Below are 16,468 nucleotides of genomic sequence, written 5' to 3'. Positions count from 1 at the left end.
TTTAGTCTATAGCAGTTCTAATTTATTTGTAAAAAGTTGATAAACTGTTCCCCCCTTTCAAAGGGGGGTTAGGGGGGATTAATTTACAATTCATTGGGGATTGCTATATAACAATAACTGCTTTTTTACGAAAAGAATCGATCGAATTGTGTTGGGTTTCGCTTCTCTCCACCGCACCTACGTTTTTGTCTGCTTTTTTACGAAAAGAATCGATCGAATTGTGTTGGGTTTCGCTTCTCTCCACCGCACCTACGTTTTTGTCTGCTTTTTTACGAAAAGAATCGATCGAATTGTGTTGGGTTTCGCTTCTCTCCACCCAACCTACTTAGTATAACCTTCAAAATTCCTAAATTCTCGATCGAACAATTTTCGAGGAATTTCAGCGATTGAAATGATCCAGAAAAATAAGAATCAAGTTAACTTGATAACTTCTTTCCCATTTACTAATACCTGTTGGGTTAACAAATCTTGGACTGTTCCCACCAAAATACGCCGTTCATTGACAGCAAATTGGACTGAAATTCGATCGCGCCCTACTTTCCCCACTGGTTCTAAATGCGCCACACACACCTGTTCCCGATTCTGCGCCAGGGAACTAAACCGCCTCTGATGACTGACATTTCCTGTGGTCATTCGTCCCTGTGCATCATAACTCACTTCTCCCAGTTGAGAAACCTCTGCTAACTCTCCAATATCTAACTGAATCTGTCGTTGTCCATCTACTGCCACTTGTAGCGTTAATGGTTCTCCTTCGCAAGGATAAGCCGTTCGGTAGTGCTGAATAGTAATGATACAATATATTGAGAGATTGAAGTTAACGAAAAACATGAGTAATGAATTGCCCAAAATGTCACTCTTCCAAATTTGTCAAAAATGGACATACGCATTATGGAAAACAGCGCTTTCGCTGTCAACATTGTGGGCGACAATTTGTTAATAATCCTTCTCGTCAACCGATTTCCCAAGACAAGCGTGATTTAATTGATAAATTGTTAAAGGAACGCTTAGCTTTAGCAGCGATCGCGCGAGTTGCTGAGGTTTCAGAGCGTTGGTTGCAAGACTATGTTAATCAAAAATATTATCTGACTCCTAAAGAAGCTAAAATTACTGAAAAAAAAAAGAGGAAGGTTAATTCTTGAAATTGATGAAATGTGGTCATTCGTTGGTTCTAAGCGAAATAAAGTATGGATTTGGTTAGCTATTGATAGTTTAACTAAAGAAATTGTCGGTGTTTAAGAAGCGCGATCGCGATCGCGCCGCCGCCCGAAAATTATGGGATTCTTTGCCACCAGTTTACCGTCAATGTGCAACTTGTTATACAGATTTTTGGGAAGCCTATCAAGGAATTTTACCGACTAAGAGACATCAAGCAGTTGGCAAAGAAACTGGTCAGACTAATCATATAGAAAGATTTAATAATACACTTAGACAACGAGTTGGTAGATTAGTTAGAAAGAGTCTTTCTTTCTCTAAAAAATTCCAGAATCATTTAGGGGCTATTTGGGACTTTATACATTACTACAAGGCAAGCCTGCAACATTGATCATTACTATGCAGGACTACCCTTATTTTAAGGGAGAAAATAATCCAGTAGAGCGTGTTAGTTGGCACAAGGCAAAAGAATTTTGCCAAAAGCTATCCGAACAAACAGGGAAAACCTATCGACTACCATCAGAAGCCCAATGGGAATACGCCTGTCGTGCAGGAACAACCACCCCATTTTATTTTGGGGAAACCATCAGCACTGACCTCGCCAACTATGATGGCAATTCCCGTTATGGTAACGGGAAAAAAGGAGTCTATCGAATAAAGACAACGCCAGTGAGGTCATTTCCGCCCAATGCGTTTGGTTTATACGATATGCACGGAAATGTGTGGGAGTGGTGTGAAGATGTCTGGCATGAGAATTATGAGGGAGCGCCCAATGATGGCAGTGCTTGGTTAACCGAAGGAGATCACTATCGGCGTGTGATGCGCGGGGGTTCTTGGTACCCTAATCCGAGGTACTGCCGTTGCGCCAATCGCGATTGGGGCACTCCCGACTACGTCAACCTCGACAACGGTTTTCGGGTTGTCTCGTCATCCGTGAGGACTCTCTAGCCCTTTACCCTCTGGCTCTTTTGCCCTTTTCTCTTTTATTTCTCGCGCTGTGCGCGAGTCGAATTTTTTTGATAAACCTTGTAGAGTTTGCCTCGTCCATCTTTGTTAAAGGATAATAAATCAATGAAAAGCAATCTCAAAAGATAGAATCGCTATAGGGAAGTTATCGTAGGGTTTGCCTTGCAAACCCTACTACTAGGACTCTGTAGCCCTTGTTATTTTAAGGAAATCGATCGCGCGATTCAGATACAAAAAACATGAATTTAGAACATATCCAACAACAAGTTCGTTACCTGACCAACCAAGAAGGAAAAACCACAGATGTATTAATTCCCTTAGACACTTGGGAAACCATTCTACAAGCATTAACCGCAGAAACCCACCCCATAGACAGCAAAGCTGAATTAATTGCAGACTTTAAGCAAAGCCTAATCGACGCGAAACAAGGAAAAACCTTTCCTCTGGAAGAACTTTGGGAAGGAATCGAAGAATAAATGAAAGAAATTCGCTTTACTGATCCCTTTAAGCGTCGTCTCAAAAAACTAAGCAAACGTTATCGTCAAATCCGAGAGGACATTAACCCTGTACTCGAAGCAATAAAGGCTGGTAATCTTGTCGGAACTCAAATTATTGGTGTTTCACAAACCGTCTTTAAGGTACGGGCAAAAAATAGTGATATTCCCACAGGAAAAAGCGGAGGATATCGGATTATTTATCAAGTTTTTGGCAATGAAATTATCTTACTTTTAGTCATTTATGCGAAATCAGAACAAACGAATATCACTGCATCAGAAATTGAAGATATTATCAAGGAAACTCTAGATCAATCCAACTAATTCTTCATTTGATGGAAGTTCTTGGTTAACAGGAGAATATCACAAACTCGGCTACTTCAACCTCGGTTTTCGGGTTGTCTCCTCATCCGTGAGGACTCTCTATCCCTTTGCCCTTTTCCCTTTTATAGCGCTACAAAATCAGGTTAGGACATTCCAAAATGTTGAAACTCACCTATAACTTACTTTTGCCTTTTGCATGCAAGCCTCTTGCCTAGCGCGTAGCGCTATATTTCTCGCACTGTGCGCGAGTCGAATTTTTTTGATAAACCTTGTAGAGTTTGCCTCGTCCATCCTTAGTTGAAGGATAATAAATCAATGAAAAGCAATCTCAAAAGATAGGATCGCTATAGGGAAGATAAAGCATTAGGGTAAAGCAATGACAATCAAAGAGTTGATCCAAGCCGAATTAGAGCGCATTCCAGAAGAGCAGTTAGAGCAAGTTTATAAACTGCTCAGAGAGTTCAATGAAAAGAGTAATGAATCAACTTCAGACTGGGAGGCTTTAGGGGATTTGTTAGAAGAGTGTAAGGTGAAAACAGGAGTGGACGATCTCTCTTATCAGCATGATCATTACTTACATGGAACACCGAAGCGGAAACAACTCTAGTTATTGTAGGGTGGGCAATGCCCACCCTACTACAATGTAGCGAAAAAATAACATTCTAATAAAGTGCCAATGTTTTCTTTATAGATTTCATGGCGACTTCTGGGCGACATTAATTCTAAGTTTTCTCGGCAATATTTTAATAAGATTCCTGATTTTTCACTGGTGATTTCTAATAAGTTCTTATAGTCCTCCCAGGTCACATTATTAATGATAAAAATCTGCTCATCATCCCTCTCTTGAGATTTTGCTAACTCAATCATTGCTTGAAAATGCTGTAATTTATCAGGAGTAATTAAACTCATTTTTCTCACTAAAAATTAGTTTTTCTTTGGTTTCAATTTAATCAGATTAAGTGCTAACAACTGAAGGAGTCGGGAGTGCTTCTCCTAAATCTTTATAGCAAAGCACTAATGATTCTAGAGCTTCCTTCCCATTAGCTAATGCTTCCTCATAAGTATCACCATGAGTTCGCCAGTAGTTACCTGGAAAATCTGGGAAAGCGACTAAAAAACACTCATCTTTTTCTGACCACTCGATCACCATTTTGTACTTAAGAGTCTCCAGCATTGTCTATAATCCTAATTGCATTGATAACATCTTTTTCTTGATAGGGTTTGGCATCATTCCCATCGTTCCACTCCTGCGGGTAAAGTTTGACTGACTTTGGCGGGAACGAGAATTTTCTCCCCTTGACGATAGCCCACAAACCGCACATAAACTTCTTCTCCTGTTTCTATCTCTTCACTATCCGCTTGATGATACTGTGGGTTAAATGCTACGGTTTCCCAAACTTCTCCAATGGGAGTGATTCCCCATTCTTCTAACAAGTTTTCGAGGGGGGTAAACAATGCAGAAAAGTTTTTCGCGGGAAGTTCGGGTTTTGCTTGCGCCATTTTCCGAGCGCTGGGATACTGAGTTAACAGGGATTGCAATTGTTCAAAAGTTGCTTGTTGGAAGTCTTCATTGAGACTATTTTTCTGTTGTTCCAACTGTTCCCGCAACCGTTCACACTCGTTGCGTAACGCTTCTTTCTCTTCATCAGTTTCTGGGGGAATGGGTTCATCGTTGCTATCTTTTGATGATTCTTTTGACGATTCATTTTGTAACCAGAGAACCCCCACAACCGCGACAGCAGACAAGGCTAAACCCAACCAAAACAAATCTCTGGATTGATTCATTCTCTCTCTCCTTGTTGTAAAAATTGGGTTTCATCGGTGACTAAGTTTTCTTCTCCTTCGTAGTATTCTGGGAGGAGTTCTTGTGATTCTATTTCCCCTAATGCTGATTCAATGTCGGATGTGGTTTCAGTGCAGCTTTCTCCTGAACCGTTGAGGACGGTTTCTTTGATTTTGCCATCTTTTCCGATGCGGTATTCAACACGCTGATATTGTGCCATGATTGATTAATCGATTCTGTTTTCGCCCTGATTTTAATTGATATCTTACCAGTTATCGGATGTAGAGACGTTCCATGGAACGTCTCTACATAATGAATCGAACTAACATAGTAGTATTAGTCATTGGTTATTGGATAACGAAGGACAAAGAACCAAATTATTAATTATGAATTGATCTAGAGACTATGACTTCCCGACTCTCCCAACCTAAAAAAACAGATGCTGTTTTGGGTAATCAACATCCCCATCAAGAGATTATCCAAGAACTAGATTTAATGCTGCGATCGCGCTACCCTTTAATATATCTGGTGGCAGTGGAAGAAGAACCAGTGGAACAAGTCCTCTCGGAAGTCTCAAAACGAGGAAACCCGCAACGCGAACTTCTCTACTGGGATATTGTGCGCGGTTGGAGTGATAATAACAAGGATAAAGGATCACTCATGGGGGCGTTAAACCGCATCCGCACCAGCAAGGAGGAGGATGCAACTTTATTTATCCTGCGTGACTTGCATAGCGTTCTCAAAAACCCCGAAACCGACAAAAATGCGCCCATCATCCGCGAAATTAAGAATCTGACGCGAGAACTCAAAACCAGTCGCAAAACCATTCTTCTATTGTCTCACCGTTTGGAAATTCCCTCTGAACTCTCGGAAGAGATGACGGTGTTAGACTTTCCTCTCCCAACCTTTCAAGAGATAGATTATCTTGTCTCGCAACTGGTGACACCAGAGAAACTGAAACTGGAAGGGTTAGCGAAAGAACAATTTCTCAAAGCCTGTCAGGGATTGAGTCGCGCTAGAATCAGACGAGTATTAGCGAAAGCCCTCGCTGCGAAACAGGAAATCAATGAAACCGATATTGATGTGGTTTTAGAGGAGAAACGACAAACCATTCGTCAAACAGGGATTTTAGAGTTTTCTCCAGCGCCTGATTCCTTGAAAATGGTGGGAGGGTTGGAAAACCTGAAAGAATGGGTAAGGATGCGGAAGGATGCGTTTAGTGATGAGGCGAAGCGTTATGGGATTCCCACACCGAAAGGATTGTTATTAGTGGGGATACAGGGAACAGGAAAATCCCTTTCTGCGAAAACCATCGCCCATGAATGGCGCGTTCCTCTCTTAAGATTGGATACAGGACGGTTATTTGGCGGAATCGTCGGAGAAAGTGAAAGCCGTGTCCGTCAGATGATTCAGTTATCGGAAGCGATGTCGCCTTGTATTCTGTGGATTGATGAGATTGATAAGGCGTTTGGCAGTATTAACAGTGGGGTGAGTGGTGATTCGGGAACGTCGCAACGGGTGTTTGGGTCGCTGATTACGTGGATGCAGGAGAAAACCCAGCCTGTGTTTATTGTGGCGACGGCGAACAATGTGGAAGTGTTACCCGCGGAGTTGTTGCGGAAAGGGCGCTTTGATGAAACCTTTTTTATCAATCTTCCCACGGAGAAGGAACGCAAAGCTATCTTTCGGGTGCATTTACAGCAAGTAAGAGGATCGCGCTTACAAGAGTTTAACTTGGATTTACTGGCAAAATCATCGGAAAACTTCAGTGGTGCAGAGATTCAGCAAGCAATTATTGATGGGATGCACTTAGCGTTTGGACAGGGAGAAAGTGGGAAACGGCGAGATTTTAGTACCCAAGATATATTAGCAGCGTTAGAGGAAACTGTACCACTGAGCGCGATCGCGCATCAACAGATTGCAGGTTTGAAACGCTGGGCTGCTGAAGCTGGCGCAAGAACTGCCTCTAAAGACGATGAACTGTTAAAAGAGTTGCAAGATTATCAATCTTCATCAGGGATTAATCCCATTCAAGTTGATTAGTTTTGCCCCCTAGCCCCCAATCTTGGGGGAACCCTAAAAGTCCCCCACACTTGGGGGATTGAGGGGGCAGAACTCTATAAAGTCCCCCACACTTGGGGGATTGAGGGGGCAGAACTCTATAAAGTCCCCCACACTTGGGGGATTGAGGGGGCAGAACCCTAAAAGTCCCCCACACTTGGGGGATTGAGGGGGCAGAACTCTATAAAGTCCCCCACACTTGGGGGATTGAGGGGGCAGAACTCTATAAAGTCCCCCACACTTGGGGGATTGAGGGGGGCAGAACTCTATAAAGTCCCCCACACTTGGGGGATTGAGGGGGCAGAACCCTAAAAGTCCCCCATACTTGGGGGATTGAGGGGGCAGAACCCTAAAAGTCCCCCACACTTGGGGGATTGAGGGGGCATTGCCAAAACTTGGCGGATTTTTAAGGGAAGAATGATTAAAATTAGATCAGTTAGGGGGCAAAATAATGTCACACTTTAGCACGATTAAAATTCAAATTAAAAACGGAGAGATTCTCCAACAAGTATTAACTGAACTGGGTTATCAAGTAGAAAGCAATACCAAAGTTAGAGGGTATCAAGGGAATCAAACCAATGCAGAATATGTCATTCGGCAAAAGAATGGTTATGATTTAGGCTTTCGTCGCAATGGGGAGAGTTATGAATTAGTTGCTGATTTTTGGGACGCGAGAATTAATCAACAGGAATTTCTCAATCAAATTAATCAAAAGTATGCCCATCAAACCTTGATGCAAACGGTAGAGGAACAAGGCTTTGATGTGGAAGAGGAGGAAGTTTTAGAAGATGGAACGGTGAAAGTAGTTGTCGGGAGATGGGTTTAAAAAATTAGAAAAATCAGCAATTTAAGTTATGTTTGGAAGATTGATTAGTTATTATGTAGAAGAGGGAAAGCCAGTATGCTGTTGCTTGACAACAAATTTCAGCAAACATCTCACCGATCAGTTAGGGATTCCAAAATGACTGCTAATCTTGAACAAACCATCTTAGAAAAGTTTCGTAAACTACCTGTAGAAAAACAAAAAGATATTTTAGACTTATTAGATTTCATGGAAAGTGGCTTATCAGATTCGCCAACGAATTTAGAAATTGAAAACGCGAGAAAAACATTAAACGCTGCTAAGAAAAAAGCCCAGTCTGCCCCTCCTCAACCCGCTACGGAATTATGGGGAGAATTTAACCGCATTAAGACTCTAATCGCGGAAGATTATTTATATAAGTTAAGAGGAGGAAGCCAATGAGTGAGGAACAAAAACAGCCCAAACCAACCGATGCGGTATTAGGAGGAACAACGCCACCCTTTCGCGGGGCGGTGCTGGGTGGGATTCAAGGAGTTAAGAAAAAGTTAGAGAGTTCGGATCAGGCTTTGCGAGTGGAAGCCCTGCAAAAAGCGATTAATTATGGCGAAGAGGTATTAAAAGTTTTGAGGGAAGCGACTGTTGAAGATAAGAAAGCAGTGGCTAGACATCCCAACACTCCCTTAGAAATTCTCCATTATCTGGCTCGGGATAAAAATAAGGAGTTACGCTCAAGGGTGGCTAAAAATCCCAACACTCCTGTAGAAATTCTCCATTCTCTCGCTCGGGATGAAGAGTGGTGGGTACGCTATTGGGTGGCTAGACATCCCAACACTCCTGTAGAAATTCTCCATTCTCTGGCTCGGGATAAAAATAAGGAGTTACGCTCAGGGGTGGCGGAAAATCCTAACACTCCTGTAGAAGCTCTCCAATCTCTCGCTCGGGATGAAGATGAGGATGTACGCTTAGGGGTGGCTATAAATTCCAACACTTCTGTAGAAGCTCTTCATTCTCTGGTTCAGGATGAAGATGAGTGGGTACGCTGGATGGTGGCGAAAAATCCCAACACTCCTGTAGAAAATCTCCAATCTCTGGTAAGGGATGAAAGTTGGGGGGTACGCAGAAGGGTAGCGGAAAATCCCAATACTCCTGTAGAAATCCTCCATTCTCTGGCTCAGGATAAATATCGGCGGGTACGCTCAGGGGTGGCGGGAAATTCCAACACTCCTGTAGAAACTCTCCAATCTCTGGCTCAGGATAAATATCGGCGGGTACGCTCAGGGGTGGCGGGAAATCCCAACACTCCTGTAGAAATTCTCCATTCTCTGGTAAGGGATGAAAGTTCGGGGGTACGCAGGAGGGTGGCTCAAAATCCCAACACTTCTGTAGAAACTCTCCATTCTCTGGTAAGGGATGAAAGTTCGGGGGTACGCAGGAGGGTGGCTCAAAATCCCAACACTTCTGTAGAAACTCTCCATTCTCTGGTAAGGGATGAACATGGGGGGGTACGCGGCGCAGCCGATCGCGCTCTCAGAGAAAGAGGACTCAAATAACCTTAACCACCTAAAATGAGTAACCCTGCTGATGAGCAAGCATGAGACATTTTCTTTCAGAAATTAGCAGCCTCTCTCAAAGGTAAAATTTGATCATTAGAGGAATGGAAGCGCATCATTCAACAAAAGAGCAATCCTAATTCTGGAAACAGCCTAGATAGTTGAGACAGAAGCGCGGTCAAATTAGAAATTAAATAATTGTTGCAAAGACTCTTGGGCAGTAGCGCGATCGCGTGATTTAATAATATCTTTGAGGAGCGCGATCGGGTTTGGTGGAAATGGAAAAATAACCACTTAAAATTGCTGGTAATTGCTATTAATAAAGTTTAGATTGAAGACTTTCCCCAACATTTAAGCTGCTTGGACAGCAATTAAAGACGTTAGGAAATCACTGAGTTGTTGCTTTTCCTCTCTAGTTTCCAACACTTGATAAAGACTCTTAAGTTCTTCAATTGACAGTTTTTCAATATGATATAACTCAATGCCAACAATTTTTTCTTGAGCATCAAAATCATAAACAATCCCTGAAGTCACTTCTTCCGATTCGATGATTTCTGAAGAGAATAATTCAATATAGGCTGTTTTTTCTATAGAATTATAATTGATTTTCATAAAAACCTCTTTTTTGCCTTTCTATCAAAATGAATCGTCACTATTTTAAATGGGGTCACTTGATCATTGTAAACAACTTTCAAAACTCTTGTTAGTCCATCCTGACAATCAACTTTCCCAAAAGCCCACTTTAAATCAGCATCTTTAGGATCAGATTCAATGGCAATGGGATTAATTAAGACTTCCCTAATCCAAGTTTGTTTGATTTGACGTTTCTCCATTTGTTGAACCGCATGATTACTAACAAAAACTTGAAAAGAATCAGTTAACTGAATAATCATTTATAACAGTTGATAATTTGTATTCATAAATCTTCATAGGCGATTTCATCAGCTTCAGAGTTCCATTCGGTGAGAGTTGTTTCAACTCCTTTTAAATAACCTCGATCGGAAATCGAAGAGAAATAAGCGCGATCGCGCAGACTTTTCTAAAACAATGACTTCAACCGTTTCCCCAGCTTGAAAAGGTAATCCTTTTAAGGTCGCTTCTCCATCTGTTGTTAAGGTAAGGGATACTTTATGAGCATTCATGGTTAATTTTTTGTTCATCAGAATAACTGCCTCTCTACCAAAATAATCGATCGAGTTGTGTTGGGTTTCGCTTCTCTTCACCCAACCTACTGGTAACTACCAAAGTAATCGATCGAGTTGTGTTGGGTTTCGCTTCTCTTCACCCAACCTACTGGTAACGGTTTAAGGTGACAAAGGAGGAATTGTCCATGTTAGCGATCGAATCGCACATTAAAATCTAAGCTAGATATGAGGAGTAATTTCGTCTTTTCCTAAGAAAATTAATAACTAAAACCCAATCACCTATGAATTTAACTAAATCCTTCTCTCTAGCCTTAGCTTTAACCCCTTTCTTTTGGACAGCAAGCACAATGACAGCAAAGGCTCAACCTCCCACCCCAGGGGAAAGTGCAACAGAAGCCAGTGTGTTGTCAGAAAACAGTAATGTAGAAGAGGAAACCTTAGCACAAGGGCGCCGCCGTAGAAGCGTCAGTCGCCAACCCTTTAACCCGAATTATCTTGGTATTGGGGCAAATATTGGTTTTGATGGGAACACCGCATTAGGGGACACAGAATTTGCCGTTAATGGCAGAATTAAACTCACTCCTAATCTTTCTTTTCGTCCGGCGGCGGTTATTGGAGAGAATGCAGCGTTTTTAGTTCCTGTAACTTATGATTTTGCTCCTAAAAACATCAGCGTTGCTCAACGCTCTTTACCTCCTTTAATCCCTTATATCGGCGGTGGTGCTTTCTTTACTACTAATGATGATTCTGAAGACGATTTAGGGGCGTTAGTGACTGCTGGTTTGGATGTTCCTCTTTCTCGTCAGCTTACTGCGAATGCAGGCTTAAATGTTGGTTTCATCAATGATGGTACGGAATGGGGTTTATTACTGGGAGTCAGTTACAACATTCCTCGTAATTAATCAACGAAGTTACCCATCACTTCTGATCTCTTATAATTTCCAAAATTTCTGAGTAGTGTTTTCCTTTCTCGATCGCGCTGCGTACTTCCTCTAATCGCGATCGGGGTCTTCGAATCCATTTTTTTCTTGCTCTTCATTTTAATTGAAACCGGGTGGGCATTGCCCACCCTACAACTTAGTACATTAGTCATTAACGTAGGCCCTAGTGAAGAGAAGCGAAACCCAACAACTCCTTTTTCCTCAAGGAATAGATTGGTCACGATCGTCTTCGGAGGAAAAAGGAACTGAAATACCCTGCTGGTGATTACTAGCAGGAATTTTTTAAATTAATTTTCCTTATTCGCATCAAAATTATAGATAAAACACTAACTTCTCCCTATATTGGAATTAGCCCTGATACGGAATACTCCAATAGTTGTTACAAACAGTGTTCTGTAAACCTGCCAAAATCAGTCAGTTTTGGAGGTGAAATTTGTAGCAAACTGTTTCAATTTCATATTGAACAAAAGTTAGCGAGAAAACCCATCGAGTTTGTTTATATTTCTCGCCAAAACTCTAGTTATGTTCCTCATTTTGGTGAAAAATGGTAATGGCGGTTTAAGATTCCTCAAATTCAACAATTATTTACGATTCAAGACTTTGGCGGTGCGCTAGAATTGTTATCGGATTATCCGAATAATGAGTTTAAGAAAACAGTTCGCTATCTCGATCGCGCCGTTTCTTTTAATCTGCTAGAATTATCTGATATTGAGCGGTCTGCCAAAGGAAAAATTTTAGAACGAATCGCGATCGCGCTGTGGAGTGAAAGAGCGTTCCGAGAGAGAGGATAATGGATGCACTGGTATTTACGAGTAGCAGGAGCATTTGAATTAGTGATTCTTTGCCTAGTCCAAAAGCAAGCCCCCCAACGGTTTCAATGGCAAGATAATGAACAAAATTCAGCGAAATCGGAACTAATTTATCAAAAAAATGATAGAAAGTCGTTTCGTTTGTCTATGTATAAAATCATTACTCAACTACTAGCGCAAGGGAAGAGCGAAGAAGTTATTAAAAATCAACGCATTCAATACCAAATTACTCCGATCGAACGGGATTCCAATTGGCAAGAATTTAAACGGTTTTATACCCCGATCGTCTCGATACACCGCCTAATCTTTCCACTCATCCCCTGAGTGGGGAATGGCAAACCTCCCCCTATCTGAAAAACCAGTTTTGGTGGGGTGGCGGCGCAACGCAAGAAGCCTGTAAACAATGATGGACAAAAATTAGGACGAGACTGGCAAAAACAGTGGTGGGGAGGCAAAACTAGCCCCACAGCAGGACAACTTTCGGTGTGGCATCCAGGATTACGCCGCGTGGATCAAGGGGGAACTTGGGGGTTGCCTGAAGATTCCTTAAAGCAGTGGTGGGAAAAGATAGCGAATGATAGTAACCTCGCTGGATTATTTTCCGACAGCGATCGTCTCAACAGCATTGAGTTAGTGAAACGGTTGGCTTCAGTTCCTGATATCATTGAACCGACTCTAGAACGGTTATGGGGATGCGAACCGCCTGTTTGCCCTTGGGGAAAATTTCCCGATCGCACTGCCGTTGCAGCGGCTTGGATTCCTCGCGCTATTCCTCTCTCTTCCGCTATTGGAATCACTTGCTGTATCACCAAGCGCGAAACCGTTTATAACAGTAAGGTGATTTTTGCTGGCGGTGATGACTTTCTGGTTATTGGCCCCCTTACTGATACCATTCCCTTAACCAGTGAACTCCATAAAAAAGCAAAAAATCAAGGGCGCGATCGCGTTTGTGTTTCCGTTCTCTTTAACAGTGGTCAAACTCTCGACTGGGTATGTCCTTGGTCACTGTGGCATTTATTAATGGAACTCGAACCCAACCACCCAGAAAACAGCGATCTCAACCGATGGGAGAAACTTCTGTCTTATCTCGATAGCACTCGTCTCGAAGAAAACAGCCCTGTTAAGGTGAGAGACTTGCTTGATACCTTGTGGGCGAGTGTGGATTTACCCCTGCGTTGGGAACAAGTAGAAGCCATTGTCGGGAACAACCGAGAGTTACGGCAAGTGGTGGGAAATTGGGATTGGTGGCGCAATTGGATTGCAGTGCGTGGCTTTCTTACTCGTCAACAGCGCGATCGAATCTTCGATTCGGTGCGCGGAGCGCAATCGCGAAAAACTTATACCATCCGATCCCCCCAACCCCCCTTATTAAGGGGGGCGAAGGCGTTGCCCTGAGCTTGCCGAAGTCGATCGCGCTAAAAATTCTTGGAGATTATACCCCCCAGAAGACAGCTTTTTAGGGGCTGGGGCAACACCAGTGGTGATTAAACCCTGAAAACGACAATGGGATTGGCTAGGATAACTTTGTGAGAACGCCACAGGGGCAGTCTTATTAACGGCAGCCCTCTGGGAACATCCGGCAGCGAAGGCTTCTGTTCCCTATCCCCCGATCGCGATTAAAGCCTATGCCTCCGATTCTCCCGTGCCTTGGCAGTCTTGGACAACAGTGCGCGATCGCAACGACTCCCAGCAGACGGTTCGCGTGTTAACCCCTGGCGAATGGTTAACCCCAGCAGGGGCGGTTTATCTCTGGGAAAGGGAATCCCCAGCTAGGCGATCGGGCCCGTTATCCGATCAATTTCACCGTGACGCTTTAGGTTACGGACATTTATGGTTATTTGAGGAGTAATTCAACATGACAGTACAATGGTTAGTGTGTCGAGAACCCGTTCATATTGGTGGCGCTGACAGTAGCAGTCGCGGTAATAATAATCCAATTTATCGTCTGAGCGATCGCACCCCCGCAATCCCTGGCAGTTCCTTACGTGGGGCATTACGAGAACACGCCGAAGAGGAAAAATTAGAGGAAGTCGTCAACTGGTTTGGCGGTAAAGACGACAGCATTTCCCCTGGGGCAATTTCCCTCGGTTGGGGATGGCCCGTGTGGTGGCCAGTAAATGTTCTCGGATATGGCAATTGGTGGATTAGCTGCCCGACATGGTTAAATCGCTTTCAAACCTTATCAGGGCAAAATCCGATCAACTTCTCCAAATTAAAGTCAGTGAAGAGGTCGCCCCCTCCACTGCTCTCCAAAACGGTACGTGAGACTTTCACCTCATACCGCTCCTCAGTTAAACGGCTGTTGTTATCAGCACGTCACCAGCATATCGTTCTCCCATCGGTAACCTTCTGGGATAATGGAAACCACGCGGTCGTAGCTCCCATCTGTTCTGGTCTTTTCATCGTGGCAATGTCGATGGAGTAGTTGATAGTTCTTGTACTCGTTCTTACCACCTTTTGAGCGGGGAACGATATGGTCAACCTCTAATAAATCTCCATCTCGGAAAAACAATCCGCAGTGAACGCACTTCCCTTTCTGCTTTTTGAGCAACGATGCTGTTCGCTTTGGCATCTCAGGGTGTTTGCCCATTCTTGAACTCCAGTAGATTAAGTCGCCGTCATAGGGACTTTTATCTCCCTTAACTTTGACATGGCGGACGATTGCCGTGTGTGAGTGCTTCATCAGCACCATAGGATTCGACCCTTCACGAGGTGTGGCAAACGTCCATTTATCGCCACCTATGGTTCGGAAGTATTTAGATTTTACCCACTTTCTCCCCTTATTTCGGTGACGTTTTACTCCCCATTTTAATAGTTTCCAGAAAATCAGGTGGTCTAACCTTGAGAAGACCTTTGCGGATACTACTACAGAGAAGTAGTTACACCAACCTCGAATTATGCGGTTAAGATTCGTAATCAGAACAGCTTGAGATTGCCCTTTATGCTTATCTATCACCTCACAAATTCTTCGGTAGTGCCTTTCCTGACTTTCCTTACTAGGGGTGATGAGCGTTTTGAATCCCAGAATTTCACCATTTCTTCCCTTCCCTGATGTGTATTTACCCACCTTGTATTGGCGGATATAAAAGCCAAGAAAATCAAATCCTGCTTTTTCTTCTTTGTAGTTTTCAAGGGTGTGGGCGATTCTGGTTTTGCTCGGTTTTAACTCTAAGTCCATGTCAGCCAACCATTCTGTGATAACCTCTTTACATCTATGGACAACGGCTAGGTCTTGGTGTAATACGACAAAATCATCTGCATAACGTATGATGCTAACTGACTTGTGCTTGTTACTCCGACATATTTGAGTTCCATCTGGACGTTTCATGTCAAAAGTATGAGCAATTGCCTTTATTTCATTCTCCATGCCGTGGAGGGCGATATTAGCCAATAGTGGAGATATTACCCCACCTTGAGGCGTACCCTCAGATGTTGGTGAGAACTCCTTACCTTCCATGACCCCAGCTTTGAGCCACGCACGGACTTGTCTCCGAAATGTGGGGAAGGTGTCTAATTTATTCAGGAGTCTCTCGTGGTTGATACGGTCGAAACACTTTTTGATATCCGCATCAAGCACGTATTTTGGTTTTTTATGAATTGAACTAAAAATGGCTTGAATGGCATCATGGGCCGAACGTCCTGCTCGAAACCCGTAGGAATTTGGCTCGAAAACCGCTTCCCATTCAGGTTCTAAGGCTAATTTAACTAACGCTTGAAGCGCACGGTCATACATGGTAGGTATTCCTAAAGGTCTTTCCTCCCCATTAGGCTTCGGAATCTTAACCCTCCGAGTCGGTTTAACCTTCGTACCCAGTTTAAGATTATTTACGAGCTTCATACGTGCTACTGGGGACAACGATTTAACGCCATCCACTCCTGCCGTCTTTTTGCCCTGATTATCCTGAGTAACTCTACGCACCGCTAATACCTTAACCGACCAAGACTTTACTAACAATTTTTGGAGTCTGCGAACTGCTTTGACATCACCACGACGAGACGCTTTGTAGATGCGCTTTTGGAGCTTATAGACGACTCTCTCGACTTTATGCCAATCGATATCGCCCCATTTAATACATCGGTTGTCCGTGTTCATAACTTATTAACTCACTACTTGTACCTCTACAATCCATCTAACCGTGAGTCCGTCTGCGTATCCTCACCATTACAGTAAGGCGTTTGCTTCTGACTCAATCTTCCTCCCCCGCTACCTGCCTTTTAGGAGGCAGATGTTGCATCTAAGCTGACTACTCAGCCTATCGACCTAGACTGAGAGTAAACGAGGGAGTTACTTCGTTCCCTGTGACCTTTGGTTTGTCTCCTGTAGGATGGATACTTTTCACCGAGTTTAAGGGTGGCACTGACAAGCAGATGAGAACCCTCTTGTCACCCTAACCATTGCCCTTTTGGGTCTCCCAGAGTAAATAGCCTGATTTCTCTGGTT

Annotated in this window: 25 protein-coding genes and 1 pseudogene; 15 read left to right on the top strand and 11 right to left on the bottom strand. The window is 43.2% G+C overall.

What is annotated here, in order from left to right; all coding sequences use genetic code 11:
* Positions 1–103: 103 nt before the first annotated feature.
* Both DACSA_RS05330 and DACSA_RS05325 read right to left on the bottom strand, forming a co-directional pair.
* On the bottom strand, positions 104–316 hold the full coding sequence (locus DACSA_RS05330; protein ID WP_041235348.1) for a hypothetical protein: 213 nt from the start codon (positions 314–316) through the stop codon (positions 104–106).
* Positions 317–411: 95 nt separating this feature from the next.
* Positions 412–828, bottom strand: coding sequence for a hypothetical protein (locus tag DACSA_RS05325; RefSeq protein WP_041235347.1), 417 nt, complete (start codon positions 826–828; stop codon positions 412–414).
* 5 nt (positions 829–833) lie between these two features.
* Here DACSA_RS05325 and DACSA_RS19625 point away from each other — a divergent pair.
* From DACSA_RS19625 to DACSA_RS05295, 5 genes and pseudogenes are all read left to right on the top strand, one after another.
* Positions 834–1,543: pseudogene (locus DACSA_RS19625) on the top strand (IS1 family transposase).
* Positions 1,544–1,551: 8 nt separating this feature from the next.
* Entirely contained in the window at positions 1,552–2,100 is a 549-nt protein-coding gene (locus DACSA_RS05310) for a formylglycine-generating enzyme family protein (RefSeq protein ID WP_041235344.1), read from the top strand.
* A gap of 257 nt (positions 2,101–2,357) precedes the next feature.
* Positions 2,358–2,594, top strand: a complete 237-nt coding sequence (locus DACSA_RS05305; RefSeq protein ID WP_015226285.1) for a hypothetical protein — start codon at positions 2,358–2,360, stop codon at positions 2,592–2,594.
* Positions 2,595–2,936 (top strand): type II toxin-antitoxin system RelE family toxin, encoded by a 342-nt coding sequence (locus DACSA_RS05300; RefSeq protein WP_015228764.1) that lies wholly within the window; start codon positions 2,595–2,597, stop codon positions 2,934–2,936.
* Positions 2,937–3,312: 376 nt separating this feature from the next.
* Positions 3,313–3,543 (top strand): hypothetical protein, encoded by a 231-nt coding sequence (locus DACSA_RS05295; protein WP_015228763.1) that lies wholly within the window; start codon positions 3,313–3,315, stop codon positions 3,541–3,543.
* Positions 3,544–3,572: 29 nt separating this feature from the next.
* On the opposite strand, the gene DACSA_RS05290 is transcribed toward DACSA_RS05295, so the two are convergent.
* The 4 genes from DACSA_RS05290 to DACSA_RS05275 are packed head-to-tail and all read right to left on the bottom strand — an operon-like array spanning position 3,573 to position 4,939.
* Positions 3,573–3,845: a hypothetical protein gene (locus tag DACSA_RS05290; protein WP_015228762.1), complete on the bottom strand. Its 273-nt coding sequence runs from the start codon at positions 3,843–3,845 to the stop codon at positions 3,573–3,575.
* Between the two features lie 46 nt (positions 3,846–3,891).
* On the bottom strand, positions 3,892–4,110 hold the full coding sequence (locus tag DACSA_RS05285; protein ID WP_015228761.1) for a type II toxin-antitoxin system HicB family antitoxin: 219 nt from the start codon (positions 4,108–4,110) through the stop codon (positions 3,892–3,894).
* A 53-nt stretch (positions 4,111–4,163) separates the two neighbouring features.
* Positions 4,164–4,721 carry a nucleotide exchange factor GrpE gene (locus DACSA_RS05280; RefSeq protein WP_015228760.1) on the bottom strand — a complete coding sequence of 186 codons (558 nt, stop codon included), beginning with the start codon at positions 4,719–4,721 and terminating at the stop codon, positions 4,164–4,166.
* Complete coding sequence (locus DACSA_RS05275; RefSeq protein WP_015228759.1) at positions 4,718–4,939, bottom strand: DUF2997 domain-containing protein; 222 nt, start codon at positions 4,937–4,939, stop codon at positions 4,718–4,720. Before DACSA_RS05275 ends, DACSA_RS05280 begins: the two co-directional genes overlap by 4 nt.
* Positions 4,940–5,124: 185 nt before the next feature.
* Between DACSA_RS05275 and DACSA_RS05270 the strand changes: the two genes are divergently transcribed.
* The 4 genes from DACSA_RS05270 to DACSA_RS18195 all read left to right on the top strand — a co-directional run bounded on the left by DACSA_RS05270 (position 5,125) and on the right by DACSA_RS18195 (position 9,132).
* Positions 5,125–6,762, top strand: a complete 1,638-nt coding sequence (locus DACSA_RS05270) for an AAA family ATPase (protein ID WP_015228758.1) — start codon at positions 5,125–5,127, stop codon at positions 6,760–6,762.
* A gap of 469 nt (positions 6,763–7,231) precedes the next feature.
* Positions 7,232–7,606, top strand: coding sequence for a DUF1257 domain-containing protein (locus tag DACSA_RS05265; protein WP_015228757.1), 375 nt, complete (start codon positions 7,232–7,234; stop codon positions 7,604–7,606).
* 135 nt (positions 7,607–7,741) lie between these two features.
* Entirely contained in the window at positions 7,742–8,023 is a 282-nt protein-coding gene (locus DACSA_RS05260; RefSeq protein WP_015228756.1) for a hypothetical protein, read from the top strand.
* Positions 8,020–9,132, top strand: coding sequence for a HEAT repeat domain-containing protein (locus DACSA_RS18195; protein WP_015228755.1), 1,113 nt, complete (start codon positions 8,020–8,022; stop codon positions 9,130–9,132). Before DACSA_RS05260 ends, DACSA_RS18195 begins: the two co-directional genes overlap by 4 nt.
* Positions 9,133–9,483: 351 nt before the next feature.
* On the opposite strand, the gene DACSA_RS05250 is transcribed toward DACSA_RS18195, so the two are convergent.
* The 3 genes from DACSA_RS05250 to DACSA_RS05240 form a co-directional block, all read right to left on the bottom strand.
* Entirely contained in the window at positions 9,484–9,744 is a 261-nt protein-coding gene (locus DACSA_RS05250) for a DUF2283 domain-containing protein (RefSeq protein WP_015228754.1), read from the bottom strand.
* A complete protein-coding gene (locus DACSA_RS05245) occupies positions 9,741–10,025 on the bottom strand; it encodes a DUF4258 domain-containing protein (RefSeq protein WP_015228753.1) in 285 nt (94 codons plus the stop codon). The genes DACSA_RS05250 and DACSA_RS05245 overlap by 4 nt, the downstream gene beginning before the upstream one ends.
* A gap of 81 nt (positions 10,026–10,106) precedes the next feature.
* Positions 10,107–10,292, bottom strand: a complete 186-nt coding sequence (locus DACSA_RS05240) for a hypothetical protein (RefSeq protein WP_015228752.1) — start codon at positions 10,290–10,292, stop codon at positions 10,107–10,109.
* A 332-nt stretch (positions 10,293–10,624) separates the two neighbouring features.
* Between DACSA_RS05240 and DACSA_RS05235 the strand changes: the two genes are divergently transcribed.
* A complete protein-coding gene (locus DACSA_RS05235; protein ID WP_198007639.1) occupies positions 10,625–11,179 on the top strand; it encodes a hypothetical protein in 555 nt (184 codons plus the stop codon).
* Here the strand turns inward: DACSA_RS05235 and DACSA_RS22460 are convergent.
* On the bottom strand, positions 11,176–11,298 hold the full coding sequence (locus DACSA_RS22460; protein WP_269544698.1) for a hypothetical protein: 123 nt from the start codon (positions 11,296–11,298) through the stop codon (positions 11,176–11,178). The two genes, DACSA_RS05235 and DACSA_RS22460, sit on opposite strands and share 4 nt — an antisense overlap.
* Before the next feature lie 537 nt (positions 11,299–11,835).
* On the opposite strand from DACSA_RS22460, the gene DACSA_RS20330 reads away from it, so the two are divergent.
* From DACSA_RS20330 to DACSA_RS19620, 5 genes are all read left to right on the top strand, one after another.
* Positions 11,836–12,009 carry a hypothetical protein gene (locus tag DACSA_RS20330; protein ID WP_156800670.1) on the top strand — a complete coding sequence of 58 codons (174 nt, stop codon included), beginning with the start codon at positions 11,836–11,838 and terminating at the stop codon, positions 12,007–12,009.
* A 3-nt stretch (positions 12,010–12,012) separates the two neighbouring features.
* Positions 12,013–12,351 carry a hypothetical protein gene (locus DACSA_RS05230; RefSeq protein ID WP_015228750.1) on the top strand — a complete coding sequence of 113 codons (339 nt, stop codon included), beginning with the start codon at positions 12,013–12,015 and terminating at the stop codon, positions 12,349–12,351.
* 48 nt (positions 12,352–12,399) lie between these two features.
* Positions 12,400–13,422: an HD domain-containing protein gene (locus tag DACSA_RS20325; RefSeq protein ID WP_015228749.1), complete on the top strand. Its 1,023-nt coding sequence runs from the start codon at positions 12,400–12,402 to the stop codon at positions 13,420–13,422.
* Between the two features lie 247 nt (positions 13,423–13,669).
* On the top strand, positions 13,670–13,876 hold the full coding sequence (locus tag DACSA_RS18190) for a hypothetical protein (protein ID WP_051017283.1): 207 nt from the start codon (positions 13,670–13,672) through the stop codon (positions 13,874–13,876).
* Between the two features lie 6 nt (positions 13,877–13,882).
* Positions 13,883–14,452 (top strand): RAMP superfamily CRISPR-associated protein, encoded by a 570-nt coding sequence (locus DACSA_RS19620; RefSeq protein ID WP_083874370.1) that lies wholly within the window; start codon positions 13,883–13,885, stop codon positions 14,450–14,452.
* Here DACSA_RS19620 and ltrA read toward each other — a convergent pair.
* Positions 14,336–16,120, bottom strand: a complete 1,785-nt coding sequence (gene ltrA / locus DACSA_RS05215) for a group II intron reverse transcriptase/maturase (protein WP_015228747.1) — start codon at positions 16,118–16,120, stop codon at positions 14,336–14,338. The genes DACSA_RS19620 and ltrA overlap by 117 nt on opposite strands.
* Positions 16,121–16,468 lie beyond the last annotated feature (348 nt).

The sequence above is a fragment of the Dactylococcopsis salina PCC 8305 genome, assembly GCF_000317615.1.
Classification (GTDB): Bacteria; Cyanobacteriota; Cyanobacteriia; order Cyanobacteriales; family Rubidibacteraceae; genus Halothece; species Halothece salina.
This window is presented reverse-complemented; position numbering and strand designations above follow the sequence as displayed.